At 76.2% G+C, this 24,066-nt stretch carries 24 protein-coding genes; 11 read left to right on the forward strand and 13 right to left on the reverse strand.

What is annotated here, in order from left to right; all coding sequences use genetic code 11:
* Positions 1-10: 10 nt before the first annotated feature.
* On the reverse strand, positions 11-283 hold the full coding sequence (locus tag ACFO3M_RS13520) for a hypothetical protein (RefSeq protein WP_387989402.1): 273 nt from the start codon (positions 281-283) through the stop codon (positions 11-13).
* A 205-nt stretch (positions 284-488) separates the two neighbouring features.
* Between ACFO3M_RS13520 and ACFO3M_RS13525 the strand changes: the two genes are divergently transcribed.
* Positions 489-3,584 carry an ATP-binding protein gene (locus ACFO3M_RS13525; protein ID WP_387989405.1) on the forward strand — a complete coding sequence of 1,032 codons (3,096 nt, stop codon included), beginning with the start codon at positions 489-491 and terminating at the stop codon, positions 3,582-3,584.
* Between the two features lie 76 nt (positions 3,585-3,660).
* Here ACFO3M_RS13525 and ACFO3M_RS13530 read toward each other — a convergent pair whose 3' ends face one another.
* The gene (locus ACFO3M_RS13530; protein ID WP_387989408.1) at positions 3,661-4,752 is read right to left on the reverse strand and encodes a hypothetical protein; all 1,092 of its coding nucleotides are present in this window, start codon (positions 4,750-4,752) and stop codon (positions 3,661-3,663) included.
* 270 nt (positions 4,753-5,022) lie between these two features.
* On the opposite strand from ACFO3M_RS13530, the gene ACFO3M_RS13535 reads away from it, so the two are divergent.
* From ACFO3M_RS13535 to ACFO3M_RS13545, 3 genes are all read left to right on the forward strand, one after another.
* Entirely contained in the window at positions 5,023-6,939 is a 1,917-nt protein-coding gene (locus ACFO3M_RS13535; RefSeq protein ID WP_387989411.1) for an acyl-CoA dehydrogenase family protein, read from the forward strand.
* Positions 6,940-6,951: 12 nt separating this feature from the next.
* Positions 6,952-7,182, forward strand: coding sequence for a hypothetical protein (locus ACFO3M_RS13540; protein WP_387989414.1), 231 nt, complete (start codon positions 6,952-6,954; stop codon positions 7,180-7,182).
* Between the two features lie 212 nt (positions 7,183-7,394).
* Positions 7,395-7,652: an alpha/beta fold hydrolase gene (locus ACFO3M_RS13545; RefSeq protein WP_387989417.1), complete on the forward strand. Its 258-nt coding sequence runs from the start codon at positions 7,395-7,397 to the stop codon at positions 7,650-7,652.
* On the opposite strand, the gene ACFO3M_RS13550 is transcribed toward ACFO3M_RS13545, so the two are convergent.
* The 6 genes from ACFO3M_RS13550 to ACFO3M_RS13575 form a co-directional block, all read right to left on the reverse strand.
* The gene (locus ACFO3M_RS13550) at positions 7,634-8,461 is read right to left on the reverse strand and encodes a class I SAM-dependent methyltransferase (RefSeq protein WP_387989420.1); all 828 of its coding nucleotides are present in this window, start codon (positions 8,459-8,461) and stop codon (positions 7,634-7,636) included. The two genes, ACFO3M_RS13545 and ACFO3M_RS13550, sit on opposite strands and share 19 nt — an antisense overlap.
* Before the next feature lie 179 nt (positions 8,462-8,640).
* Entirely contained in the window at positions 8,641-8,895 is a 255-nt protein-coding gene (locus ACFO3M_RS13555; protein WP_387989423.1) for a hypothetical protein, read from the reverse strand.
* Positions 8,896-9,117: 222 nt separating this feature from the next.
* Positions 9,118-9,315: a DUF6186 family protein gene (locus tag ACFO3M_RS13560; protein ID WP_387989426.1), complete on the reverse strand. Its 198-nt coding sequence runs from the start codon at positions 9,313-9,315 to the stop codon at positions 9,118-9,120.
* Positions 9,312-9,701: a hypothetical protein gene (locus ACFO3M_RS13565; protein WP_387989429.1), complete on the reverse strand. Its 390-nt coding sequence runs from the start codon at positions 9,699-9,701 to the stop codon at positions 9,312-9,314. The genes ACFO3M_RS13560 and ACFO3M_RS13565 overlap by 4 nt, the downstream gene beginning before the upstream one ends.
* Before the next feature lie 36 nt (positions 9,702-9,737).
* On the reverse strand, positions 9,738-10,118 hold the full coding sequence (locus ACFO3M_RS13570) for a circularly permuted type 2 ATP-grasp protein (RefSeq protein WP_387989432.1): 381 nt from the start codon (positions 10,116-10,118) through the stop codon (positions 9,738-9,740).
* Positions 10,115-11,002, reverse strand: coding sequence for an ATP-grasp domain-containing protein (locus ACFO3M_RS13575; RefSeq protein WP_387989435.1), 888 nt, complete (start codon positions 11,000-11,002; stop codon positions 10,115-10,117). Before ACFO3M_RS13575 ends, ACFO3M_RS13570 begins: the two co-directional genes overlap by 4 nt.
* A 111-nt stretch (positions 11,003-11,113) precedes the next feature.
* Between ACFO3M_RS13575 and ACFO3M_RS13580 the strand changes: the two genes are divergently transcribed.
* From ACFO3M_RS13580 to ACFO3M_RS13595, 4 genes are all read left to right on the forward strand, one after another.
* Positions 11,114-13,069, forward strand: coding sequence for a glucuronyl esterase domain-containing protein (locus ACFO3M_RS13580; protein ID WP_387989438.1), 1,956 nt, complete (start codon positions 11,114-11,116; stop codon positions 13,067-13,069).
* 36 nt (positions 13,070-13,105) lie between these two features.
* The gene (locus ACFO3M_RS13585) at positions 13,106-13,507 is read left to right on the forward strand and encodes a nuclear transport factor 2 family protein (RefSeq protein WP_387989441.1); all 402 of its coding nucleotides are present in this window, start codon (positions 13,106-13,108) and stop codon (positions 13,505-13,507) included.
* A gap of 68 nt (positions 13,508-13,575) precedes the next feature.
* Positions 13,576-14,268 carry a Crp/Fnr family transcriptional regulator gene (locus ACFO3M_RS13590; protein WP_387989444.1) on the forward strand — a complete coding sequence of 231 codons (693 nt, stop codon included), beginning with the start codon at positions 13,576-13,578 and terminating at the stop codon, positions 14,266-14,268.
* Between the two features lie 39 nt (positions 14,269-14,307).
* A complete protein-coding gene (locus ACFO3M_RS13595; RefSeq protein ID WP_387989447.1) occupies positions 14,308-15,732 on the forward strand; it encodes an FAD-binding oxidoreductase in 1,425 nt (474 codons plus the stop codon).
* 105 nt (positions 15,733-15,837) lie between these two features.
* On the opposite strand, the gene ACFO3M_RS13600 is transcribed toward ACFO3M_RS13595, so the two are convergent.
* A complete protein-coding gene (locus tag ACFO3M_RS13600) occupies positions 15,838-15,981 on the reverse strand; it encodes a hypothetical protein (protein ID WP_387989450.1) in 144 nt (47 codons plus the stop codon).
* A gap of 229 nt (positions 15,982-16,210) precedes the next feature.
* Positions 16,211-16,525, reverse strand: a complete 315-nt coding sequence (locus ACFO3M_RS13605; protein WP_387989453.1) for a hypothetical protein — start codon at positions 16,523-16,525, stop codon at positions 16,211-16,213.
* A 332-nt stretch (positions 16,526-16,857) separates the two neighbouring features.
* Here ACFO3M_RS13605 and ACFO3M_RS13610 point away from each other — a divergent pair, with 332 nt between their 5' ends.
* The gene (locus ACFO3M_RS13610; RefSeq protein WP_387989456.1) at positions 16,858-17,655 is read left to right on the forward strand and encodes a hypothetical protein; all 798 of its coding nucleotides are present in this window, start codon (positions 16,858-16,860) and stop codon (positions 17,653-17,655) included.
* 73 nt (positions 17,656-17,728) lie between these two features.
* Here the strand turns inward: ACFO3M_RS13610 and ACFO3M_RS13615 are convergent, their stop codons facing one another.
* From ACFO3M_RS13615 to ACFO3M_RS13625, 3 genes are all read right to left on the reverse strand, one after another.
* Positions 17,729-18,766 (reverse strand): NAD(P)H-dependent flavin oxidoreductase, encoded by a 1,038-nt coding sequence (locus ACFO3M_RS13615; protein WP_387989459.1) that lies wholly within the window; start codon positions 18,764-18,766, stop codon positions 17,729-17,731.
* A gap of 188 nt (positions 18,767-18,954) precedes the next feature.
* Positions 18,955-20,136: a serine hydrolase domain-containing protein gene (locus ACFO3M_RS13620; RefSeq protein WP_387989461.1), complete on the reverse strand. Its 1,182-nt coding sequence runs from the start codon at positions 20,134-20,136 to the stop codon at positions 18,955-18,957.
* Between the two features lie 85 nt (positions 20,137-20,221).
* Positions 20,222-21,472 carry a serine hydrolase domain-containing protein gene (locus ACFO3M_RS13625; protein WP_387989464.1) on the reverse strand — a complete coding sequence of 417 codons (1,251 nt, stop codon included), beginning with the start codon at positions 21,470-21,472 and terminating at the stop codon, positions 20,222-20,224.
* Positions 21,473-21,647: 175 nt separating this feature from the next.
* On the opposite strand from ACFO3M_RS13625, the gene ACFO3M_RS13630 reads away from it, so the two are divergent.
* On the forward strand, positions 21,648-23,405 hold the full coding sequence (locus tag ACFO3M_RS13630) for a sensor histidine kinase (RefSeq protein WP_387989467.1): 1,758 nt from the start codon (positions 21,648-21,650) through the stop codon (positions 23,403-23,405).
* Positions 23,393-24,040, forward strand: a complete 648-nt coding sequence (locus ACFO3M_RS13635) for a response regulator transcription factor (protein WP_387989470.1) — start codon at positions 23,393-23,395, stop codon at positions 24,038-24,040. Before ACFO3M_RS13630 ends, ACFO3M_RS13635 begins: the two co-directional genes overlap by 13 nt.
* Positions 24,041-24,066: the final 26 nt, after the last annotated feature.

Raw genomic sequence — 24,066 nt, forward strand, 5'->3', positions numbered from 1 at the left:
CGAGGCTGCATCAGTACCCGGTCAGCGGGCCGAGGCGGCCCTCCAGGTAGAAGTGGTTCCTCGCCAGCGTGGTGAAGATCCGGTTCACGAACCGGCGCTCGTCGGCGTCGAGTGCCTCGATGGTCCGGCGGACCTCCTCGGGTATCGCCTCGTAGTCCTCCACCCGGTAGAGGTCATCGAGATCGAAGTCGGGGTTCTCGTCGAACAGCTCGGCCACTCGTCCCAGCGCCCTGCGCGCCTCGTCCCAGGGGCGTTCCTGGTTCGTGCCGTCGTCCATCGCCATCGGACGCCTCCTCGACGGAGCCGGCGGGGCAGCCAGTAGGGCGCAGCCGCCGGGTCGCTGTCAAGCGGGTGCCGCTTGTCCCGGCGTCACCGGGGCGACCAGACTGGACGCGCGAGACGAACCCCGGCCGTAGCGGAAGCGAAGCGGCGTCATGGTCAGCAGCCCGCCTGACGAGCTCGGCTCCTCGCCACCTGCTGTCCGTGGGGTGCGGAAGCTGGTCACGGTCCTGTTCGTCGACGTCGTCGACTCCACCGTCCTGACCGAGGACCTGGACGCCGAGTCCTCGCGGGCGCTGCTGGACGACTACTTCCGTGTCGCCGACGAGGTGGTCTCCCGTCACGGCGGGTACGTGGAGAAGTTCATCGGCGATGCCGTCATGGCCGTCTTCGGGGTCCCCACGCTCCACGAGGACGACGCGCTGCGCGCCGTCACGGCCGCTGTGGAGATCCGCGACCGGCTCGCGGCGATGGACGAGGAGTTCCTGCGGGCCTACGGCCGGACCGTCGCCGTCCGCACGGGCATCGACTCCGGCGAGGCCCTGGTGAGCACGCGCGGCCACGGGGAGCTCTACGTCACCGGGCCCACGGTCACCACCGCCGCGCGGCTGGAGCAGGCCGCCGCATCCGGCACGGTCCTCATCGGCGAGGCGACCCACCACCTCGTCCGCGACGCCGTGGAAGCGGAGGGGCCCCGCTCCCTGACGCTCAAGGGCAAGCCGCACGGGGTCACGGCGTGGGCGGTGGAGCGCACCATCCCCGGGGCAGCCGGGGTGCGGCGTCGGCTGGACGCCGCCCTGGTGGACCGCCGGGACGAGCTGGACCGGCTGCTGACGGCCTTCGACCGCGCGGCGGGCAGCGGCTGCCAGCTGGTGACGGTCGTCGGGGACCCTGGCATCGGCAAGACACGGCTGGCCGACGAGCTGGTCGCCCGGCTCGCGGGGCGAGGTCGGGTGCTGAGCGGTCGCTGCCGGCCCTACGGCGAGGGCATCACCTTCTGGCCGGTCGTCGAGGTGCTCCGCGACGCCGCCGGGATCGCCGCCACGGATCCCCCCGCGCAGGCCAGGGACAAGGCGGCCGCGCTGCTCCCGCCCGGACACACGAGCGCTCTGGTCATGGCCCGCCTGGCGGGCCTGCTCGGGGACAGCGAGGCGCAGGCCTCCGTCCCGGAGCTGTTCTGGGCGATCCGCAGGTACCTGGAGACGCTGGCGGCGACCGGCCCGCTCGTCGTCCTGTTCGACGACGTCCACTGGGGTGAGCCGACCTTCCTGCAGCTGCTGCAGTACCTGGCCGACTGGACGGGACGGGCTCCGCTCCTGGTCGTCTGCCTGGCGCGGGGGCAGTTGCTCGACGAGCGACCGGACTGGACGACGCCGCGGACGAATGCCGAGATCGTCTTCCTGCGCCCCCTCGACGCGGAGGAGACCCGGCAGCTCGTCGAGGGGCTGGTCGGCGGCGGTCACGTCGACGCCGAGGCGGAGGCGCGGATCGACGCGGTCGCCGAGGGCAACCCGCTGTTCGTCGAGGAGATGCTGCGCATGCTCGTCGACTCCGGTGAGCTGCGGTTCGAGTCCGGTCGGTGGGTGATGGACCGCTCGGTCGTCCGCATGCCGATCCCGACGACGATCCAGGCCCTGATGTCGGCGCGGCTGGAGCGTCTGGAACCGGAGCAGCTCGTGGTGCTGCAGCGGGCCGCGATCGTGGGGCAGGTGTTCAGCTGGAGCGACGTGGCCGCTCTCTGTGGCGACGACGGCCAGGCGTCCGGGACGGCGGCCCGCCTGCAGGCACTGATGCGCAAGCAGCTGGTCAAGCCGCGACCCGACGAGCCGGGAGACGAGGACGCCTTCGAGTTCTCCCACGGCCTCGTGCGCGACGCCGCCTACGAGCTGATCCCGAAGGCCGAGCGTGTCGACCTGCACGAACGCTTCGCGGCCTGGACCCAGAGCCGGCTGGGGGAGGGCGGCGCAGGCCACGAGGAGATCGTGGGCCACCACCTCGAGCAGGCCCACCACACGCTGCTCCAGCTGGGACCGCCGTCCTCCCGCTCCGCCGACCTGGCCGAGCGTGCCTTCACCCAGCTGTCGGTGGCAGGGCTGCGGGCCCACGGACGGGGTGACGTCCCCGCAGCCGTCAACCTGCTGCAGCGGGCGGTGTCGCTGCTCGACCCGAAGCGGGCCGAGCGGACCGCCGTCCTGCCGCAACTGGCATCCGCGCTGATGGAGACCGGTGCCTTCGAGGACCTGCAACAGGTCGTGGCGGAGATGGAGGGGGCGGCCGGGGCCGGCGACCACGGGACGCGGGCCCGCGCCACCGTCCTCCGGCTCTGGATGCGGATGTTCACCGACCCCGTCGGCTGGGCGGAGGTGGCCGAGGCCGAGGCGGCACGGGCACAGCGGGCCTTCACCGAGCTGCAGGACGACCGCGGGCTCGCCATGACGTCGTCCCTGCTCGGCCTCGTCAGCCTGATGAGGGGCCGGTTCGCGGAGGCCGCGATCCACTGGACCGGGGCGAGCGTGAACGCCGACCGGGCCGGGGACCAGCGTGACCGGCTGGAGGCGCTGTCCTGGGTGCCCCTGATGATCTGCGCCGGGCCGACTCCCTGCGAGGAGGGGCTGCGGCACTGTCACGAGCTGCTGCTGCGTGCCGACGGTGACAAGAAGACCATGGCGAGTGCGCTGACGGCGGAGGCGCTGCTGCTGGCCGCCCTGGACCGTCCCCAGGAGGCCCGCGGGTCCCTGGCACGGGCCCACGACCTCCTGGGCGAGGTGGCGCTGACGGTCTGGATGGCGGGTCCCTACGCGCAGAGCGCCGGGTGGGTGGAGCTCCTCGCCGGTGACCCCGCCGCGGCCGAACGCGTGCTGCGCGCGGGGTTCGACTCGCTGCGGGGGATGGGCGAGGTGATGTGGTTCTCCACGGTCGCCGGACTCCTGGGCGAGGCGGTCCTGCAGGTGGGGCGGCAGGACGAGGCCGCGGTCCTGGCCCGGGCGAGTCGCGATGCGGCCGCGCCCGACGACGTGTACTCCCAGATGGTCTGGCGGACGGTGGCCTCCACGGTGGCTGCGCGCAGCGGACGGGTGGAGGACGCGGAGGCGCTCGCCCGGGAGGCCGTGGACCTCATCCAGCGGAGCGACGGGTTGCTCCTGCACTGGCTGGCCCTCGTGAACCTCGCGCGGGTGATGGAGTCCCTGGGCCGGATCCCGGACGCGGCCGCGGCCGCGAACGAGGCGGCAGCCGTCGCCGAGCGGAAGGGATCCGTGGCGGCCGAGCGCCGCGCGCGGGAGATCGCGACGCGGCTGGGGGGATGAACTCCCTCCCGTCCGGGTCCGCGTGCCCGTGGGGCACGGTCCGAGGGCCTGCGGTCCTCCACTCGTCCGACCGGCGCTATCGGTACCCCGCGCGGAGATAGCCCTTGGCCTGCAGGCGTGCACCGGGCCCGAGGACCACCTTGACGTGGTGGACGTCGAGTTCCAGCCGGTCGAAGGCCCCCGGGCCCAGGAGCCTCGAGACCCGCCGCAGGCTCTCGGGCCACGCGGCCGCCTCGAGGACGCGGCTCGACAGCTCCGTGGCACCGAGCAGGGCGTCTCGTTTGGCGGAGGTGCAGACGCCGGCCTCGACGAGGGCCTGCAACAGGCGGGGCCATCCCCCGTCCCCTGCCGGTGGAGCACCGCTCCCGCAGTAGCAGTCGAGGCCCAGCCTCTCGGCCACCCCGGTCTCGTCGACGTCGACGGCGAGCCACATCCGATCGGCCAGGTCCGCGATGGGTGCGATGCGTGCCAACCCGTCGGTGGTCCCCCGAGACCCCGGTCGCCGGAGACACGTGAGCACGTCGCCGAGGCTCATCCCCGCCACGACCACCCTGACGGCCGTGGTGGCGCGCGGGATCATCGCGCCGAGGAACCGCACCCGGGCGGTCGCCGGCAGGACCCGGACGAACTCGGCCAGTGCGGACAGGGTGCCGGGGGAGGGGCGTCCTCCCTGGAGGATCCCCAGGGCCGCTCCTGCGATCCGGACGAGCTCCTCGGGCCGCCGGGGCGGCGCGGGATCCCGAGGGCCCGGGTGTCCCGGGTCGAAGAAGACGCTGGGGGTGAGCGCGGCGGCCTGCCGGGCCGAGCCGACGTCGAACTCCAGCCAGACCTCCTCGACGGCACGGTGGAGCGGCGATGCGGCGTCCGCCCACGCGGAGGCGAACCGGCGGATCCGTTCCCAGCCGGGACCGTCCCCCGGGGGCCTGACGGAGTCCGCCCTCCCGAGTCGGGACAGGTCCGCCGGATCGCCCCGTGATGCCAGGACCGCGACCGAGAAGTCGGCCACGGGCGCGCCGTCCAAGGGGCACTCCAGCCCGAACGGGCCGGCGCCCAGTGCGGCCGGCAGCTGCTGCGCGACGGACAGGATTCTCTCCAGCGCCCGCCGGGACACCAGGTCGGACGGGACGTACGGGAGGAAGGGCTGCAGGCCCTCTCCGCAGGAGTCCACGACACCTCCGACGACGCGGCGACCGGGTGGCCGCCCGATCCTCCTCCCGCACGCGCGATCCCGGCCCCCGTCCAGCCGTGGAGGTCACGGCCCGTGTCCGAGGGGCGACTCGGGAGGACCTCCTCCGGCCCGACGGGGACGCCGTCCCGGGTGGTGTGGTCAGGCCGGGCTCCGCGCCGTCACGGTCCGCTCCCCGGCCTCCCCGGCCTCCACGGCATCCCGGCGCCGGAGACCGTTGTCCCGGCGTGGGGACCGGCGCGATGCTGACCCATGGCGTCGAACCCCACGTACGAGCAGTCGAAGCAGGTCGCCGAGGCTAGCCGCGAGGCCGCGTGGACCCGGCCGTCGTTCGGCCGGGAGCTTTTCCTCGGCAACCTCCGCCTGGACCTGGTCCACCCGCAGCCGGAGCTCGACCCGGCCGCGGTGGCGAAGGGGGAGGCGTTCCTCGAGCGCCTCCGCGCCTTCCTCACCGAGCGCGTCGACCCCCAGCGGATCGAGCGGGAGGCGAGGATCCCCGCCGACGTGGTCAGGGGCCTCGGGGAGCTCGGCGCCCTCGGCATGAAGATCCCCGAGGAGTACGGGGGACTGGGGCTGAGCCAGGTGTACTACAACCGGGCGCTGGCCCTGGCCGGCACCTGGCACTCGTCGATCTCGACGCTGCTGTCGGCGCACCAGTCGATCGGCCTGCCCGAGCCGCTGCGGCTGTTCGGCTCGGAGGAGCAGAAGCGGACCTGGCTGCCCCGGCTCGCCCGCGACGCCGTCTCGGCGTTCCTGCTCACCGAGCCCGACGTCGGCTCCGACCCCGCCCGGATGAGCACCACGGCGGTCCCGACCGACGACGGCACCGGCTACCGGATCACCGGCACCAAGCTGTGGGCGACCAACGGCGCCATCGCCGACGTCGTCGTGGTGATGGCCGTCGTCCCCGCGTCCGAGGGCCACCGGGGCGGCATCACCGCCTTCATCTGCCCCACCGACCGCCCGGGCGTCACGGTCGAGCACCGCAACGCGTTCATGGGGCTGCGGGGCATCGAGAACTCGGTGACCCGCTTCGACGACGTCCTCGTCCCCGCGGGCGACGTCATCGGCGGCGAGGGGAGGGGGCTGCGGATCGCGCTCACCACGCTGAACATCGGCCGCCTGTCGCTGCCGGCGTTCTGCCTGGCGGAGGCCCGGTACGCCCTGAAGATCGCGCGCGAGTGGTCGGCCGAGCGCCGGCAGTGGGGCCGGCCGATCGGCGAGCACGACGCGATCGCGCAGAAGCTCGCGTGGCTCGCCGGCACCGCGTTCGGGCTCGAGGCGGTGCTCGAGGTGTCCAGCCGCCTCGCCGACGACAAGCGCAACGACATCCGCATCGAGGCCGCCCTCGCCAAGCTCTACGGCTCCGAGCTCGGGTGGACCGCCGTCGACGAGATGGTGCAGATCCGCGGCGGCCGCGCCTACGAGACCGCCGAGTCCCTCGCCCGGCGCGGCGAGAAGCCGGTGCCGGCCGAGCAGATGCTGCGCGACATGCGCATCAACCGGATCTTCGAGGGCTCCACCGAGATCATGCACCTGCTCATCGCCCGCGAGGCCGTCGACCAGCACCTGCAGGTCGCGGGCGGCCTGCTCGGCGACTCCGGCCTGGCCGACAAGGCGCGGGCCGCCGGGAGGGCGGGCGCCTTCTACGCCCGGTGGTTCCCGGCGCTGGCCACGGGCCCCGGCCGGCGTCCCGGCGCCTTCGCCGAGTTCGGCGAGCTGGCCGGGCACCTGCGCTGGGCCGAGCGCTCCGCGCGCAAGCTCGCCCGCTCGACCTTCTACGCGATGGCCCGCCACCAGGGGCGCCTGGAGCGCAAGGGCCGGCTGCTCGGGCGGATCGTCGACATCGGTGCCGAGCTCTACGCCGTCGCCTGCGCCTGCGTGCACGCCGACACCCTCGCCCGCGAGCGGCCCGACCGCCGCCAGGAGGCGGTCGAGCTGGCCGACCTGTTCTGCGGCCAGGCCCGCCGCCGGGCCGGCCGGCTGTTCCGCGAGCTGTGGGCCAACGACGACGACCGCCAGTACGCGGCCGCGCAGCGGGTGCTCGCCGGCCGCTACGCGTGGTTCGAGGAGGACGTGCTCGACCCCGCCGGCGACGGCCCGATGATGCCGGCGCGCGCCCGGCCGGACGGGGCGCCGGTCCCGGTGGATGCCGTGGCCGCGCGGTAGGAGGCTGCCCGGGTGGCGGTGCACCGCGTGGAGCACGGGACCGGGCGGGCCGTGCGGGTGCTGCACGGCGCGGAGGTCGACCACCGCGAGACCGAGGCGTCCTCGGAGCCGCTGCTCGCCGGCGTCCCCGGCCTCCGGCGCGTCCACCCCGACCTGCCCGGGATGGGCCGGACGCCCGCTCCGCGGCCCTGCGCAGCGCCGACGACGTCCTCGGCGCGCTGCTCGCCTCCGCCGACGAGGTGACCGGCGGGGACCCGGTACCTGCTGGTCGGGCACTCGGCGGGCGGCCACCTCGCCCGGGCGATGGCCGCGCGGCGCCCGGCGCAGGTCGCGGGCCTCGCGCTGGTCTGCCCGCTGCTGCCGGGCGTGCGCGACGTCCCGGGGCACCGCGGATCGGCGCCCGCTGGGAGCTCACCCCGGACGGTGCGCCGCCCTACCCGGGCCCGACGCTGGTCGTGGCCGGGCGGACGGACTCCACGGTCGGGTACGCCGCCACGGTGGACCTGCTGGACGTCCACCCGCACGCCACGCTCGCCGTCGTCGACGACGCCGGGCACGCGCTGCCCCACGAGCGGCCGACGGTCCTGCGCGCCCTCCTCGCCGAGTGGCCGGCGCGCGTGCGGCGACGCGACGCCTCCCCGGCCGGCGTCGGCCGCGCCCTCGCGCCCGCCGCCCCGGCCGCGGCGACGACGGGTCAGCGCGGGAAGCGGTAGTGCAGGACGACCGTCCCCCGGCGGGACCAGGCCGTGCTGTGCGCCGCGAGCCGGTGGTAGAGGCGCAGCAGCGGCGGGAACAGGGCGACCTCGGGCTCCCGGCTGAGCAGGATCTCCCGGACCAGGTGCAGGCGCGGGTCCCAGCGTTCGAGCTCGTGCGGGTCGTCGATGCCGGGGAACCGGAGGAGCCCGGAGACGGCCCTGGTGCCGGGCACGAGCCGGGTCGCCCGGAGGGCGAAGCGGGAGTAGCTGTTGAAGGCGATCTCGCCGGCGGGGAAGTGGCCGGTGAGCCGGTCGAGCAGGGTGGTCACCTCGCTCCGGTCGAGGAACCCGACCAGGCCGTCGGCGACGACCACCGCCGGACGGCCGGCCGGGACCGCGTCCAGCCAGTGCCCGTCCCGCACGTCCGCGGCGATCGTGCGGGTCCGCGCGCGGGCGGGCACGACGGCGTCCCGGACGGCGACGACGGCGGGCAGGTCGACGTCGAACCAGTCCACGGTGGGCGGCGGGGCGATCCGCGCCCACCGGGTGTCCAGCCCGGCGCCCAGGTCCAGCCCGACGGCGTCCGGGTGGCGGTGCACGAAGTCGGCCGCGATCTCGTCGAGCCGCTTGGCGCGCAGCGCGCAGCTGGTGACCAGGTTGGCGTCGACGCGCACCCGGGCGGCGTCCGGGCCGAGTTCCCGGACGATCTCGTCGGCCAGCGCGTCCCCCAGGACGGGACGCGGCGAGCGGGCGTCCGCCGCCCGGGAGCGGAGCGTCACGAGGAGGCTCTGCTCCAGCGGCGTCAGGGCCGGCAGGGTGGTGACCATCGGATCGGCTCCCCGGTGTGTCGGGCACCCCCGTGGGACCAGCCAAGCCCTCCGGGGGCGCGCCGCTCCAGGGCACTTCGGCCCCGGGGCGCCGGGGGCCGTGCCTGTGCAGGCACTGACGGGGGCGCCGGGCTGGGCTGCGGGGTCGCCGGACGCCGCGCCCGGAGGCCGCCCCCCCGCTACCGGGCCAGGCGCAGCGGCGCCGCGACGGGGGCGGGGACGTCGGCCGCTGCCGATCCTCCGGGGAGGAGGACGAGCGCGGGACGGGACGCGGTCGTCCGGGTGCCGGCGAGCCGGGCCCGGAGGGAGACGTTCGGGTAGCCGGTGGGCAGCCGGCGGCACTCCTCGGGGGAGGGCGGTGGCGACGGAGGGGCGCCGGCGTCCTGTGCCAGGTGGACGTAGAGGATGCCGTCCGCGGGGTCGTAGGTCCTCATCTCGTCCTCACCTCCTCCCGGATCCCGCCGGTGCGGTGGCGCTGGTGTGCGGTGGCTCCGGTGTGCGGTGGCTCTGGTGTGCGGTGGCTCTGGTGTGCGGGGGCGACACCTGCGGTGCGATCCGGACAGCCACAGTGTGGCCCCGGGGTGTGACAGGAAGCGGACCCCGCCGCGGTGGCCGCCGGCCGCCGTCCACCAGGGGCCGGGAGCGGGACGGCCTGGTCAGCGGGCCAGGAAGTGCACGCCGAGCCAGGCCCACGCGAGGAGCACCGCCAGCCGGCCGGGGGTCGTGCGCATCGCCGCAGAGAGCGCCTGCGCCAGGGGAGCCGGGGAGCCCCTCCGGCGGGCGGAGACCTCCAGGGACAGGCCGGCGGCCAGGAGCAGCACCACCGCCGTGACCGACACCGTGGTGCCGGTCACGACCGCTCCGGAGGAGCCGCGGGCCGGGTCAGCAGCCAGGCCCCGGCCGCCAGCCAGCCCAGGGTCGCCGCCGCCCGCGCGGCCGGGTGCGCGAGGAGCGGGTCGGCGAGGTCGCTCAGGGCCGGCAGGTCGCCGTCGAGGAGGGTGACCGCCTCCCACGCCAGGGCCGCGGCCAGCCAGGCGAGCCAGGGCAGGGCCCGGCGGCCGACCCGCGGGGCGCCCGCGCCGGCGTGCGCGGCCAGCCCGGCCGCCGTCGCCAGCAGGCCGGTGCCGCCGACGGCCAGCAGCGCGCCGGGGGACAGCTCCCCGGACACGGGAACGGCGGCGGTGCACCCGGCGGCCACGACCACGGCCGCGACCCGGCGGGTGCGGGAGGGGGATCCCACCGGTGCATGCTCGCCCATCCCGGCGCCGGGGGACGCTCAGCCGACCACCCAGGTGCCCTTGGCACCGCCGCCCTGCGAGGCGTTGACCACCAGCTCACCCCCGGTCAGGGACACCCGGGTGAGGCCGCCCGGCAGCAGGGTCGTCTCCTCGCCGGCGCAGGAGGCGTACGGCCGGTAGTCCACGTGCCGCGGCACGAGCGCGCCGTCGACGACCGTGGGGTGGGTCGACAGCGCCACCGGCTCCTGGGCGATCCACTCCCCGGGGTCGGCCAGGACGGCGGCACGGGCGCGCGCGAGCCGGCCGGCGTCCGCCCGCGGGCCGATGAGCACGCCCCAGCCGCCCGAGCCCGAGCGCGGCTCGAGCACCAGCTCGGGCAGCCGGTGCAGCGCCTCGTCGAGGCCGTCCTCCGGGCTCACGCGGCCGCCGCCGGGCGGTTCGCGGCCGCGCGCTCGGCGACCGCGAGCGCGGCGCGGGCCACCCACCGGCCCTGCTCGGGGTCGGTGACGTCGAAGCCGAAGGGGGCGTTGGCCTCCAGCGCGAGCAGCCGGCCGTCCGGCTCGACGAGCACGTCCACGCCCATCAGCCCGCCGCCGAGCGCGGCGACCATCCGCGAGGCCAGCTGCGCCATCTCCGGCGGCGCCTCGTACACCTTCGGGTACACCGTGCCGTGGGTGACCAGCGCCCCCTCCTCCCGGGACTTCTCGTAGACCAGGGAGGTGGTGGTGGGCGTGGCGAAGACCCGCGCGCACGCCGGCTCGGCGATCCACTCCTGCAGCAGCGACGTGCCCCGCCGGTGCCCGCCGGCCGCCTCGTGCTCCCGCCAGCCGGCCTCGACCGCACGGGCGGCGTCGAGGTCGCCGACCAGCTCGACGTAGCGGGCACCGTCGCCGAGCGAGGGCTTGAGCACCATCCGCCGTCCCGGCATCGGCCACTCCCGGACCCGGGCGAGGTCCCACGCGGCCGGCTGCGGCACGCCGGCGGCCGCCCACACGGCGTGGGTCACCAGCTTGTCGGCGGAGGCGACCAGGGAGGTGACGGGGTTGAGCAGCGGCACGCCGGCCGCCTCGAGCAGCGTGGCCAGGGCGAAGGTCGGCGCGTAGGCCACGACCTCCTCGACCAGCACGTGCGCGATCGCCAGGTCGTAGCGGCCCGGTGGCGGGCCGGTGACCGGCCAGTCGTCCGGCACCCGGGCCAGCCGCTCGACCTCCGCGCCCTCCGCCTCCAGCGCCCGCACCCACGCGGCCGCGTAGCCGGCGTCCTCGTACCAGTCCTCGTCGGTGATCACCAGCAGCACGCGCACGCCGCCCTGGTGCCCGGGCCCCGGGCCCGCCGAACCCCACGGGCCCGGCGCAGCACCGACGCGACGCGTGGGACAGCGTCAGGACACCGGGCGGTCCTACGGTGCGGACGCATGACGCAGGTGGTGCCGGGGAGCCGGTCCCGGGACGGGCGCTCGGCCGCGGCCCGCCGGCGGCGCAACACCGCCGAGCTCGCCGGCATCCTGCCGCCGAGCGGGCCCTTCGAGGCATGGCTGGCGGCCGGCGGGGAGCCGGCGCCGGACTTCGCCCGGCTGCCGGCCCGCACCGGCCTGTGGTCCCCGGTCGAGGGCCTCCCCGGCGGCCGCGCCGGTGCCGCCGGGTGGCCGGCGCGGCGGGCGGTGCTGCGCGCCCGCTGGCGGCGGTGGCTGACCGGGGACCTCCCGCCTCCACCCCGCCGCACGCCCGCCCGCGTCGACCGGGTGCGCACGGCGGGCGGCGTGGAGGTCCGCGAGCTCGTCGTCGGCGCGGGCTGGTCGGTGCAGGCGCGGCTGCTGCTGCCCGTGCCCGCGGCGGGCGTGCGCCGCGACGTCCCGGTCTACCTCCTGCAGTCCGGCCACGGGTCGTGGGCGGAGGCGGCGCTGGCCCGCGGGTGGGGGGCCTGCCTGGTCTCGGCCGCGGACGGCGACGACGACACCGAGGACGTGGAGCGGGCCTTCCCCTCGGTGGTCGCCGGCCGGCTGGCCTGGCGGGCGTGGGCGCTGTCCCGGGTCCTCGACGCGCTGCAGGACCAGGCCGGCGTGGACGCCCGCCGGGTGCTCGTCGGCGGGCACAGCCGCAACGGCAAGACCGCGCTGCTCGCCGCCGCGTTCGACGACCGCTTCGCCGGCGTCGTGTCCAGCTCCAGCGGCGTGCTGGGCGCCATCCCCGCCCGGCTGTGCACCGACCGGCACTTCGGCGAGGGGGTGGAGCTGCTCACCCGGCACTACCCGGGCTGGTTCCACCCGCGGCTGCGCTGGTTCGCCGGGCGGGAGCACCGGCTGCCCACCGACGCGCACGAGCTGCTCGCGCTGGCTGCCCCGCGCCCGGTGCTGGTGTCGGTGGCGGTCGAGGACCCGGTCGAGCGCGTCCCGGCCGCCCGCGCCGCGGTGGACGCCGCGCGGGAGGCCCACGCGCTGCTCGGCCGGCCCGACGCGCTGGAGCTGGTGCTGCGCCCGGGCGGGCACCGGGCGGACGGGTCCGCGGTGGCCGCCCAGCTGGACTGGGCGCAGGCGGCGCTCGGCGGCGCACCCCGCCGTCCCGGGCGCGCGCCGGGAGCGCCGTCACCGGTCCCGTGGCCGGCCGACCGCGTGCGCCCGGGGCCACGCCCGTTCCGCGGCGAGGAGCTGCGAGCCGCCGTCCGCGCCGCACTCGGCCCGGCCGGGACCGCCGCCGGCGGGGCGGGGGAGGAGGACCTGCGGACCCCGGACGGCGTCGCGGTCACCCTCCTGCGCCCGCCGGACGGGGGGAGGAGCCGCGGGCTGGTGCTCTGGCTCGGCCCGCCGTGCGCCGCGACCGGGTGGCGGGCCGGGTACGAGCAGGCCGAGCCGCTGCCCGCGCTGCTGGCCGCGGCCGGCTGGGCCGTCGCCTGCCACGACCCGGTCGGCAGCGGCTCGCGGCACGGCGAGCACCCCGGGCCGGACTCCTCCCCGCTGGGCCGGATGACCGCCGACGCGGCCGCGGTGGCCGCCGTCGCCGCGGCGGCCACCGGGCACGACCGGGCCTGGGTCGCCGCCTACGGCACCGGGGCGCTGGTGGCGCTGCACCTGTCCGCCCTGGGGGACGTGCCGCCGGCCGGGATGGTGCTCACCGCCCCGAGCTGCGGGGAGCCGCTGCTGCGCGCCCGGCCCGGGTACACGCTCGCGGACCTGCTCGCGACGACGGCGGACCGCCCCGCGGTGGTGCTCGACCCCGCCTGGGACCCCGAGGCGCCGGCCGGCGCGGTGGCCGCCGCCTGCCGGGCCGCCGGGGTGCCGCGGGTGCCGCTGGCCGACTGGCACCGGCTGTCGGCCGCCACCCGGGCGGCGATGGTCGACTGGCTGGACCGGCAGGGTCCCCGGCAGGCTCCGTGAGCACGGTCCGCTGACCCGCCGCCGAGGAGGCACCCCGTGATCGACGACGTCGTCGCCCGCTGGCACCGCTACATGGAGAGCAAGGCGCCGGACGCCCTGGACGAGCTGCTCGCCGACGACGTCGTCTTCTACTCGCCGGTGGTGTTCACGCCGCAGGAGGGCAGGGCGATCACCACGCGGTACCTCCAGGCGGCGGCCGACGCCCTCGCCGGCGACGGTCCCGACGGGGCGTTCCGGTACACCAAGCAGGTCGTCGCGGGCGACACCGCGGTGCTGGAGTTCGAGACGAGCGTGCAGGGCAGGTACGTCAACGGGGTCGACATCGTGCGCTGCGACGACGCCGGGCGGATCGTCGAGTTCCGCGTGATGATCCGCCCGCTGCAGGCGATCCAGGCCGTCCACGAGCAGATGGGCAGGCGCCTGACCGCCGGCTCCTGACGGTCGCCCCGCGCGGGGCGCCCGGTGCGGCCGTGGATCCGCCCGCCCCGGGGACCTACCGTGCGGGGGTGGACGGCGTCCTGGCTGCCCTCGCTGCGTCGAAGCTCGCCCGCCTCCCCGCCCCCGCCCAGCAGCGGCTGCTCACGGGGGCGCGTCTCGTCCGCGTGCCGACCGGTTCGGTGATCCACCGGGAGGGCGAGACGGCCGAGCTGCTGGAACTGGTGGTGGACGGTCTCGTCCGCGTGTTCGTCACGGCGCCGGACGGACGCAGCCTGACCGTGCGGTACGCCCGTCGCGGAGCGCTCGTCGGCGTCGTGTCGATGTACGGGGCCGACTTCCGCCTGCCCGCGGGGATCCAGGCGGTGGTCGACTCCGAGGTGCTGCGTCTGTCGCCCGACGTCGTGCGCCGCGCCGCCGCCCAGGACCCGCAGGTGGCCGACGCGCTCCTGCGCGAGATGGCCGAGCGGGCGCTCAGCTTCATCTCCGAGATCCCCGGCAGCGCCTTCACCACCGTGCGGCAACGGGTCGCCCGGCACCTCCTGGACCTGGCGTCCCAGGGGTCCCGGACCGCCGGGGGGACGCGGCCGGTGCTCACGGTCCCCGTGAGCCAGCAGGCGCTCGCCGATGCGGTGGGCAGCGTCCGTGAGGTGGTGGTGCGGGTGCTGAGGGAGCTCCGCGAGGCCGGGGTGATCGCCACGCACCGGGACCACATCGACGTCCTCGACCCCGTCCGGCTGAGCCGGGAGCAGGGTGGAACCTAGGTCCCTGTCGCGCCCGCCCGTCGTCCCGACACTTCTCCCATGACCACCACGACGGATCCCGGGGGCGTCCGGTCCACGGCCGCCCCGGTCAGCGACACCGCCGTCGCCGGCCTCCGTGCCGCGCTGCGGGGCGAGGTCCTCACCGCTGCGGACGCCGGGTACGACGAGCACCGCAGGCTCTGGAACGGGTCGATCGACGGCCGGCCCGCCGTCATCGCCCGGTGCACGGGCGCGGACGACGTCCGCGCCGCCATCCGGTTCGGCCGCGACGAGCAGCTGCCCATCGCCGTCCGCAGCGGAGGGCACAGCTTCCCGGGGCTGTCCACCTGCGACGGCGGCCTGGTGATCGACCTCCGGCGGATGAACCGCGTCCGGCTGGATCCGGACTCCCGGGTGGCGGCCGTCCAGGCGGGGGTGCTGCTGGGGGAGCTGGACGAGCGGACCCAGGAGCACGGCCTGGTGGTGCCGGCCGGCATCGTCTCGCACACCGGGCTGGCCGGGCTGACCCTCGGGGGTGGCATCGGCTGGGTCATGCGCAGGGACGGCCTCACCGTCGACTCCCTGCTGTCCGCGGACGTGGTGACCGCCGACGGCGAGGTCGTCCGGGCCGGCGAGGACGAGAACGCGGACCTGTTCTGGGGGTTGCGCGGCGGCGGCGGCAACTTCGGGGTGGTCACCGGGTTCCGGTTCCGCATGCACCCCCTGGGGCCGCAGGTGATGGCCGGGGCGACCTTCTGGTCGACGGACGACGCCGAGCGGGTCCTGCGCTTCTACCGGGACTGGGTGGCCGAGGGGCCCGACGAGTTGATGACGATCGTCGTCCAGCGGCTCGCCCCGGCCCTGCCGGTGGTCCCGCCGGAGCTGGTCGGCCGGCCGGTGGTGGCGGTGGCGGCCTGCTACGCGGGCGACGTCGACGAGGGGCAGCGGGTCCTGGCGCCGATGCGGGGCTTCGGGACGCCGGTGCTGGACGTCGTGTCGCCGAAGCCGTTCGTGGCGCACCAGAAGATGTTCGACCCCTCGTTCCGGCACGGCTGCTGGTACTCCGTCCGCTCCTGCGACGTGGCGCGGCTCAGCGACGACGTGATCGACGTCGTCGTGGAGTTCGGCCGCCGGATCACCTCGCCGCTCAGCAGCGTGGCGTTGTGGCAGATGGGCGGGGCGGTCGCCCGGGTCCCGGACGACGCCACCGCCTTCAACGGCCGGTCCGCCGGGTTCACCTTCAACATCAACGGCAACACCGCCGGCCCGGACGGCTTCGAGGAGCAGCGCCAGTGGGCGCGCGACTACTGGACGGCCCTGGCCCCGTTCCACACCGGCGTCTACGTCAACTTCCTCATGGAGGAGGGGCAGGCCCGGGTGAGGCAGGCCTACGGGGAGACCAAGCTCCGGCGACTGACCGCGCTCAAGCGGCAGTACGACCCGACGAACCTGTTCCGGCGCAACCAGAACATCGCCCCGGGATGAGGTGGAGGGCGGCGCCCCGGGCGCTGGAGCGGTCGCGCACACACGCCGGGCCTCCTGCCCGGGGACCGGTGACGGCGCGGGCGGGGTCCTGCCCGCGGAGGTCGGTCAGGCCTTGGCCTTCCGCGGGCGCATCAGCCGCTCCATCTCCCTGGCGGCCCGCTGCTTCTCCTTGCGCTCGTCGCGCTTGGCCTTGACGGCCTTGCCCGACCTCTTCGTCGCGTGGTCGTCGTGGGGCGACTTGTCGGCCATCGGAGTGCTCCCTCGTCGACGGCAGGACCTCCTTGCTACATCCGGTCGCCCGGTCGCGCCAGGGAGTCCGGCGCGTCCGCTCGACCCGGGACGGGACTCCGCCCGGCCGGGACACGACCCCACCCGGAGACGCCGACGCCGGTCCACCCCGCCGCTCGCGAGCCCGCCCGCGACGGTGCCGGACCTCCGTGGCGCCGCCTGCCGCGTCCTCCACGGCGCCCGGCACGGCTCAGCGCGGCCAGCGCACCTCGATCCGGGTGACGGAGACCTCGATCCACGACCCGGTGGGACGCGTCGACAGCGCCTCCCGAGCCGCCTGCTCCAGCACGTGGCGTGCCGCCTCGGCGGCCCGTGCGGTGACGGCCGCCGCGACCGCGAGCGCCGAGGCGGTGACCAGGGACCCTGCGGTCGTGCCGCGTGACAGCGCCGGGAGCAGGGACCGCACCGCGGCCGGCACCGTGCCCAGCGGCGCACGGCGCCGGGGCACCCGGCTGCCGTCCGCCCGGTAGATCTCGCTCGGCTCGATCGGCTGCTGCCCGGCCACGGCGCCACCCCTTCCGTCCCCGACGCCCGATCCTCCCACCGGGCGCTCCCCGCGACGAGCGGTCCCGTGCGCGGAGCGGACGGCACGTCCACGGGACGGTGCGCCGCCCCCGGCACCGCCCGAGCTCGCGGGGACGGAAGACGTCCCGATCGCGCAGTGGATCCCTACGCTGGTGTCGTGGGCAACATCGGCAAGGAAGTCCGCCGCATCGAGGTCCTGCCCGTGCCCGAGCCGCCCCTCGAGCCGGTCTCCCCGGAGCGACCCCAGCCGCCCCGGGATCCCTCGCCCGTGGAGTAGCAGCGGTGGATCCCTACGGTGGCTTCGAGCCACGTGTGGGCCAGATCAGAGCGCTGCGCACCTTCCGGATCGGTCCGGACGGTGCCCTCTACCCGCTGTTCTCCACCGACCCCTGGCACGACGGCGCCAACGAGGCGCGCTGCCTGAACGGGGACCGCCCGCCGCACCCCAGCCCTGCTCCGGACTGCACGTGCGGCTTCTACGCCTTCGGCGCGGAGCAGTGGGCCGGTGACCAGCCGCGCAGCCGCCACGTCCTCGCCGTGGTCTCCTGCTGGGGTCACGTCGTCGCGGGGACCCGTGGGCTGCGCGCCGAGTTCTGCCGGATCGAGGCGCTCTGGCTGTCGGGCGCCGTGCCGGTGGACCTCACCGCGCGGGTCCGGCGGAACCACCCCTCCGTGGCGGTCTACGAGGACCGGTCCCGGATGCTCGCCGAGCACCCGCCCACCGAACTGGACTGCTACGAGCGGCCGGGCCGCGGAACCGGCCGCCCGGCGGGACGCCTGTGGTGGTCGGCCGCGATCGCGGCGGCCGTGCTGGGCGTCCTCCCCGCGGACTGGCTCGGGGGTGCCCGCAGCGCCGCGCTGCTGTCGGTGGTCCTGGGAACGGCCTTCGGGCTGGGCGTCCTGCCCCTCGCCCGGCGCGGTGTCGACAGCGGAGGGTCCGGCCGGCGCCTGCTGTGCCTGGCGACCTCGGTGTGGCTCTTCGCCTCGTTCCTGGGTCCCCTCGGCGCGGTGTTCGTGCGGTTGCCCCTGCTGCAGGCGGCGTCGATCGCCGGCCTGCAGCACGTGTGCCTGCTCATCGAGGGCCGCCGCATACCGGACCGGATCCCCTGACCGCACGCCGCTCGCTCCGCTGGGCCGGGGCATCGGTCCCGGTCCCGGCGGGGGCCGCGTCGTCGCGGCGCCCTCACGCCCGCTGGTCGACGGGTCCCCGCGCGGCCGGGGGTGCCGGGGTCCGCGGCCGCGGTGCCGGCCCGGTCGTGACCGCCCCCGCCGCCGTCCGCAGGGCCTCCTCGGCCTCGGCGACGAGGCGGGCGACCAGCTCGCGGGCCGGGACGACGTCGTGGACGAGCTGGACCGACTGCCCCGCGAACGGCAGCAGGTCGTGGCCGCCGCCGGCCCGCACGCGGGCGCGCAGCTCGTGCCCCACGCGCTCCGGGTCGACCGTCTCCGGCGCCCGCTCCAGCCGGGAGACCAGCTCGGTCCGCAGCGCCCGGGGCGCGTACGGCTGCCCGATCTGCGGGAGGGTGAACCGGGGCATCACCCGCTCGCTGTGCGGGACCTTGACCGCGTCGGTGGCGTCCGCGGCCACGATCCGGTCCTTCCACTCCTGGTCGACGCCCATCTCGGGAGTGGCGAGGAAGCGGGTGCCCAGGCTCGCCCCCTGCGCCCCGAGCGCGAGGGCGGCGGCCAGGCCCCGGCCGTCGGCGATGCCGCCGGCGGCGACCACCGGCACGTCCCCGGCCAGGTCGACGACGGCCGGCACGAGGACCAGGCTGCCGACCCACCCGCCGTTGCCGCCGGCCTCCGTGCCCTGGGCGACCAGCACGTCGGCACCGGCCTCCAGCGCGGCCTCCGCGGCCCGGACGTCGCCGACCGCCTGGATCCAGCGGATCCCGGCGTCGTGCGCACGCGCGACGAGGTCGGCGGGGACGCCCATGTGGAAGCTGATCGCCGCGGGGGCGAACTCGAGCGTGGCCGCGAACGCCTCGGGGTCGAACGGCCGCCCGGTGTGGTTGACCGCGAAGGGGCGGTCGGTGCCCTCCCGCACCCGCTGCCACTGCGCGCGCAGCTCCGACGGCCGGCGCAGCGCGGTGCCGAGGCTGCCGAGCGCCCCGGCCCGGCAGACCTCCACCGCCAGCGCCGTCTCGTCCCAGGGCCCGAACGGCGCGACCACCACCGGCACGGCGATGTCGAGCAGGTCGCACAACCGGGTCCGCAGCATCGCGAGCTCCAGGAGGAGGGCGGGACACGGAGTGTGGCCCCCGGCGGCGTGCGGGGCCAGGGTGCCGGGCGCGCCGTCGCGGACGGCGTGCCGCGGGTGGTCGTCGCGCGGGGGCCGGGGCGGTGCGGCGGCCTGGTCGGGTGGGCGCCCGTGCTCCGTCGTCGCGGCGGACCGCGACGCCCGGACGGTCACCAGGTCGGCAGGCTGTCGGGGTACAGCAGCCTGACGATCCCGCCCCAGAGGTCGGTCGCGGGGACGGCCTCTCCGTCGGCCGCGTTCACCATCACCACCACGCTCGCCCCCTGCTCCGGCAGGTGGGAGACCACGTCGCTGTAGCCGAAGACCGAGCCGTTGTGGCCGACCCAGTCCCCGAGCCGGAGGACGCCGAGGCCGTACTGCACCCGGATGCCGCTCGAGGTGAGCGGCGTCCACTCCTGGCGCAGCCGGGCGGTCTCCGGGGTGAGGCCCGCCCCGGTCGCCAGCTGCTCGGCGTAGCGGAGCATGTCCGGCACGGTGGAGACGACCGCGCCGGCGGTGAACGGGACCTCGGGGTTGCTGTACGTCACGTCCCGGGGCTCCTCCGCGCCGGGGTCCGGCGGTGCCAGCTCGCTGTCGGTGTTCACGTAGCCGTGGGCGAACGGCTCCGGCAGGGCCGCGGTCGTGGGGTACGACGTCTCCGGGAGGCCGAGCTCCTCGATCACCGAGGTGGTCACCTGCTGTGCCGAGCGGCCGGTGACCCGCTCGAGGACCAGCCCGAGCAGCACGTACTCCGAGTTGGAGTACACGGTCGCCTCGCCCGGTGGGGTGGCCTCGCCGGCGTGCGCGCGGATGATCTCGAGCGCGTCGTAGGGGGACCACCCCGGCAGGAGCGGATCGGCGGCGTACCGCGCCAGGAAGTCCTCGTCCGCGACGAAGTCGTACACACCGGCGCGCATGCCCAGGAGGTCCCGGATGGTGATCTCGTCCCCGTGGGGGATGTCGGGGACGTACTCGTCCAGGCGGTCGTCGAGGGACAGCCGCCCCTGGTCGACCAGGCGCAGCACCGCCTGGGCGGTGAGGGTCTTGGTGACGCTGGCGATGCGGTAGTGCACGTCGGTGGTCATCGGGGTCCCCGTGGTGTCCGCGGTCCCGTAGGCCTGCAGGTAGCTCCCACGGGCCGGGTCGGAGATGCCGACCACCGCGCCGGTGACGCCGTCGGTCAGCGCGGCCCGCGCCAGTTCGTCGATCCGTGCGGCGAGGTCCGGGTCGAGGGTCGCGGCCGGGGCGGGAGCGGACCCCGCCGGGTGCTCGGGGGTGGCGGTGAAGCCGGTCGTCCCGGCCCCGGCGAGCAGGGCGAGGGCGAGGGCGGCGGGTCGCATCCATCGGCGCACGAGGAACAGCTCCTCCCGTGGAGGGGACGGGGTGGGGTCCCGGGGCCGGGCCCCGTCGTGGGGACCCGGCCGGCCGGGGTGCCGGTCAGCCGGCGTAGAGCTCGTCGATCACCGTCCTGGCGAGCTCGACGGCCGGGCCCTCGCCGTCGGGTGCGGGGGCGGTGGAGGTCCAGGTGACGACGGTGATGTCCCGCACCGGGTCGTGGCCCATGAAGGAGTTGGTCCCGGGGAGCTCACCGGTGTGCCCGTACACGGGCCCGAAGCGGGCCAGGCCGAGCCCGTAGCCGGGGCTCGCCGGGTCGTCCGGGTCCACCGGCTGGACGCTGGCGATCCGCTCCTGCTGCAGCCGCGGGCTGAGCAGGCACCCGTCGACCAGTTCCTCCACGTAGTCGGCGAGGTCCTCCGCGGTGGAGATCCCGGCGCCCGCGGTCCACCCCCAGGAGGGGTTGGTGTCGGTGACGTCCATCGGCTCCAGGGTCCCGGCGGTGGCCGCGGCCTGGACCTCGGGTGGGAGCACGAGGCTGTCGATCGTCTCCACGTTCGTGCCGAAGGTGTACATCCGCGGGTGCGGCTCGGGGATCGACGCGTCGGTCCGGGCCGGGAAGGAGGTCTCGTCCAGCCCCAGCGGGTCGAAGATCCGGTCCTGGAAGGCCTGCTCCACCGGGACCCCGGTGAGCTGCTCGATGATCAGGCCCAGCAGCACGGTGTTGGTGTTCGAGTACAGGAACCCCTCGCCCGGGGGGAAGGCGGGCGGCTCGGCGAGGCCGATGGCGAGCAGCTCCTCCGGGTCCCACACCCGGCCGGGGTTGCTGTCCATCTGCTCGTTCAGCGTGAGGTCGGTGGTGTAGTTGGCCAGGCCGCTGGTCATGTCGAGCAACTGGGCGATGGTGATGTCCTCCCCGTTGGGCACGTCGGGGCGGTACCGCGACACCGGGTCGTCCAGGCCGATCCTGCCCTCGTCGACCAGCTGCAGGACCACCGTGGCGGTCCAGGTCTTGGTGTTGCTGCCGATCCGGACGTGGTCGGCGAGCGAGACCGGCTCGGTGCCGTGCCAGGTCCGGGTGCCCGTCGTGGTGGCCCAGTCGCCCAGCTCGGGGGACCGCACCAGGACGACGGCGCCGGTGACCGCCAGGTCCCGCACGATCCGGTCGAGTTCGGGCTGCACGGCCACGGCGTACGCCGGGACCCCCGACGACGCCGTCGCGTTCCCGGGCGACGCGTGCGCCGGGGCGGGGGCCACGACCAGCAGCGCGGCCGCCGTGGCCGCGATCGAGGCGGTCAGCGAGCCGGCCGACCGGGGACGACGCGACCCGCACGAGCGCTCTGCAGCTGTCATGGTCGACCTTCCGAGGGGAGCCGGTCCGGGGGCGTAGCCGACCCTGGCGAGGTCGCGACCGCCGGCCAATGGACCGGGGTGGCCCGCTCACCTGGACCTGGGTACAGGGTCCGGCGGGAGTCGTGGCCGGTGCGACGCCGCACCGGGCGCACGTCGCCGGTGCCATGCTGCACCGGTGGCGCATCGGGGCGGTGTCCGGTCGCCGCTGGCCCGGGCGCTGATGGTGGGCCTCGCGCTGATCGGCGCGTCCGGTGCCGTCGTCGCCGGCGTCGAGATCGCCCTGTTCGCCGACCGGGGTGGCGCCGGGTGGTGGCTGCTCGCCCTGTTCCCGGCCGGGGGGCTCGTCCACCTGGCCGCGGGGCTCGAGGCGTGGCGCCGCCGGCCGAGCAACCGGACCGGCCCGATCATGGTCATCGGGGCTCTCTCGTGGTTCGTGGCCGCCCTCGCCAACACCGGGACACCCGTCCTGGTGGCGGTCGGTGTCGTGCTCGCCACCACCCCGCTCGCCGTGACCGTCTGGCTGCTGCACGCCTTCCCGTCCGGCCGCCTCCGCTCGCGCACCTCCCGCCTGACGGTGGTGGGGGCCTTCGGGGTGTCCCTCGTCCTGCAGGTCCCGACCTACCTCTTCGACGCGGGTGCCAGCCCGGGCGGCGTGCTCTCCGTCGGCCACCGGGTGGACCTGCTCTCCGCCGGGACCTGGCTCCAGCGGGCCGCCGGGATGGTCGTCATGCTCATGACGGCGGGTGTGCTCGCCGGGCGGCTGCGGACCGCGACGCCCGGCCAACGGAGGGTCCTGCTGCCGCTGTACGCCTACGGGATCCTGGCCGTCCTGGCGACGCCGCTGGGTCCTCTCCTGGGTCCGTCCGCCGGTCTCTCGCCCGTGCAGGTGGTCGGGCTCCAGATCGGACTGCTCGCCGGGGTGCCCGTCGCCCTCGCGGCGGCGGTGCTGCGCGGGGGGTTCGCGAGGACCGCCGAGATCCAGGAGCTCGGTGCCTGGGTGGCCTCGCCCGCCGCCACCCCGGAGCGGCTCGCCGAGGCCCTCGGGCGGGTCCTCGGGGACCCGTCGCTGCAGGTCGTCTACGCCTCGCGCGACGGGCGCACGCTCGTGGACGGGAGCGGCGCACCGTTCGACGCGTCGGCGCTGGGCGAGCACCGCGACCTGGTCGACATCGAGCTCGGGTCGCGACGGATCGGCGCCGTCGTCTACGACACGACGGTGGTCGACGACGCCGAGCTGGTCCGCGGGGCGGGGCAGGTGGCCGCCCTCGCCATCGACCACGACCGGCTGACGGCCGAGCTGCGGGCCAGCCACGCCGACCTCCGGCGGTCGCGCGCCCGCCTCGTCGAGGCCGGCGACCGGGCGCGGCAGCGCATCGCCCAGGACCTGCACGACGGTCTGCAGGTGGAGCTCGTCCTGCTCGCCCTGGAGGCACAGCAGCTGGCGCACGTCGACGGGGCGGCCGATCTCCCCGGCGCGGCGACGCGCCTCCGTGTCGGCATCGACGGTGCCGCCCGGCACCTCCGGGGGATCGTGCACGCCCTGATGCCGGCCGCCCTCGTCGAGCGGGGCCTGACCGCGGCGATCGAGGACCTGGTCGACCGCGTGCCGCTGCCCACCCGGCTGGCGGTGGCCGAGGTCGACGGGCGCCTGCCGGCGACGGTCGAGAGGACGGCCTACTTCGTGGTCGCGGAGGCGCTGACGAACGCGGTCAAGCACGCCGCGGCCGCCACCCTGACCGTGACGCTCGAGCACGCGCCGGCGCGGCTCGTCATCGGCGTGACCGACGACGGCGTCGGCGGTGCGACCCAGGAGGGTGGGGTGGGGCTGCGCGGCCTCGCCGACCGTGTCGACGCCCTCGGTGGCCGGTTCACCGTCGACAGCCCGGCCGGCGGGGGCACCCGGCTGCTGGTGGAGCTGCCGTGCGGGTCGTGATCGGCGAGGACGAGGCGCTGTTGCGCACCGGGCTCACGCACGTGCTGCAGGCGGCCGGGTTCGACGTCGTCGCCGCGGTCGGGGACGCCCACGAGCTGGTCCGCAGCACGGAGGAGCACGCTCCCGACGTCGTCGTCACCGACATCCGGATGCCCCCCGACCGCAAGGACGCGGGCCTGCGCGCGGCGGTGAGGATCCGCCGGGAGCACCCCGGGACCGCCGTCCTCGTGCTGTCGCAGCACCTCCAGCGCGCCTACGCCGTCGAGCTGCTGGGCGACCGCTCGTCGGGCGTCGGCTACCTCCTCAAGCAGCGGATCGCCGACGTCGACACGTTCACCGACGACATCCGCCGCATCGCTGCCGGCGGCACCGTCCTCGACCCCGAGGTCGTGAGCCTCATGGTCGCCCGCGCCAGGGGGCACCACGGTGCGCTCGACCGGTTGACCCCCCGCCAGCAGCAGGTGCTCGCCCTGATGTCCGAGGGGCGGACCAACGCGTCGATCGCCCGGACCCTGTCCGTCACCGAACGGGCGGTCGTGCAGCACACGTCCCACATCTACGACGAGCTCGGCCTGGCGCCCAGCGACGACGACCACCGCCGGGTGCTGGCGGTGATCCGCTACCTCTCGTCGTGAGGGGCCCACCGACGAGCGCCGTCGGG

It is taken from the genome of Geodermatophilus arenarius (assembly GCF_042654585.1).
In the GTDB taxonomy this organism is placed as follows: Bacteria; Actinomycetota; Actinomycetes; order Mycobacteriales; family Geodermatophilaceae; genus Geodermatophilus; species Geodermatophilus arenarius.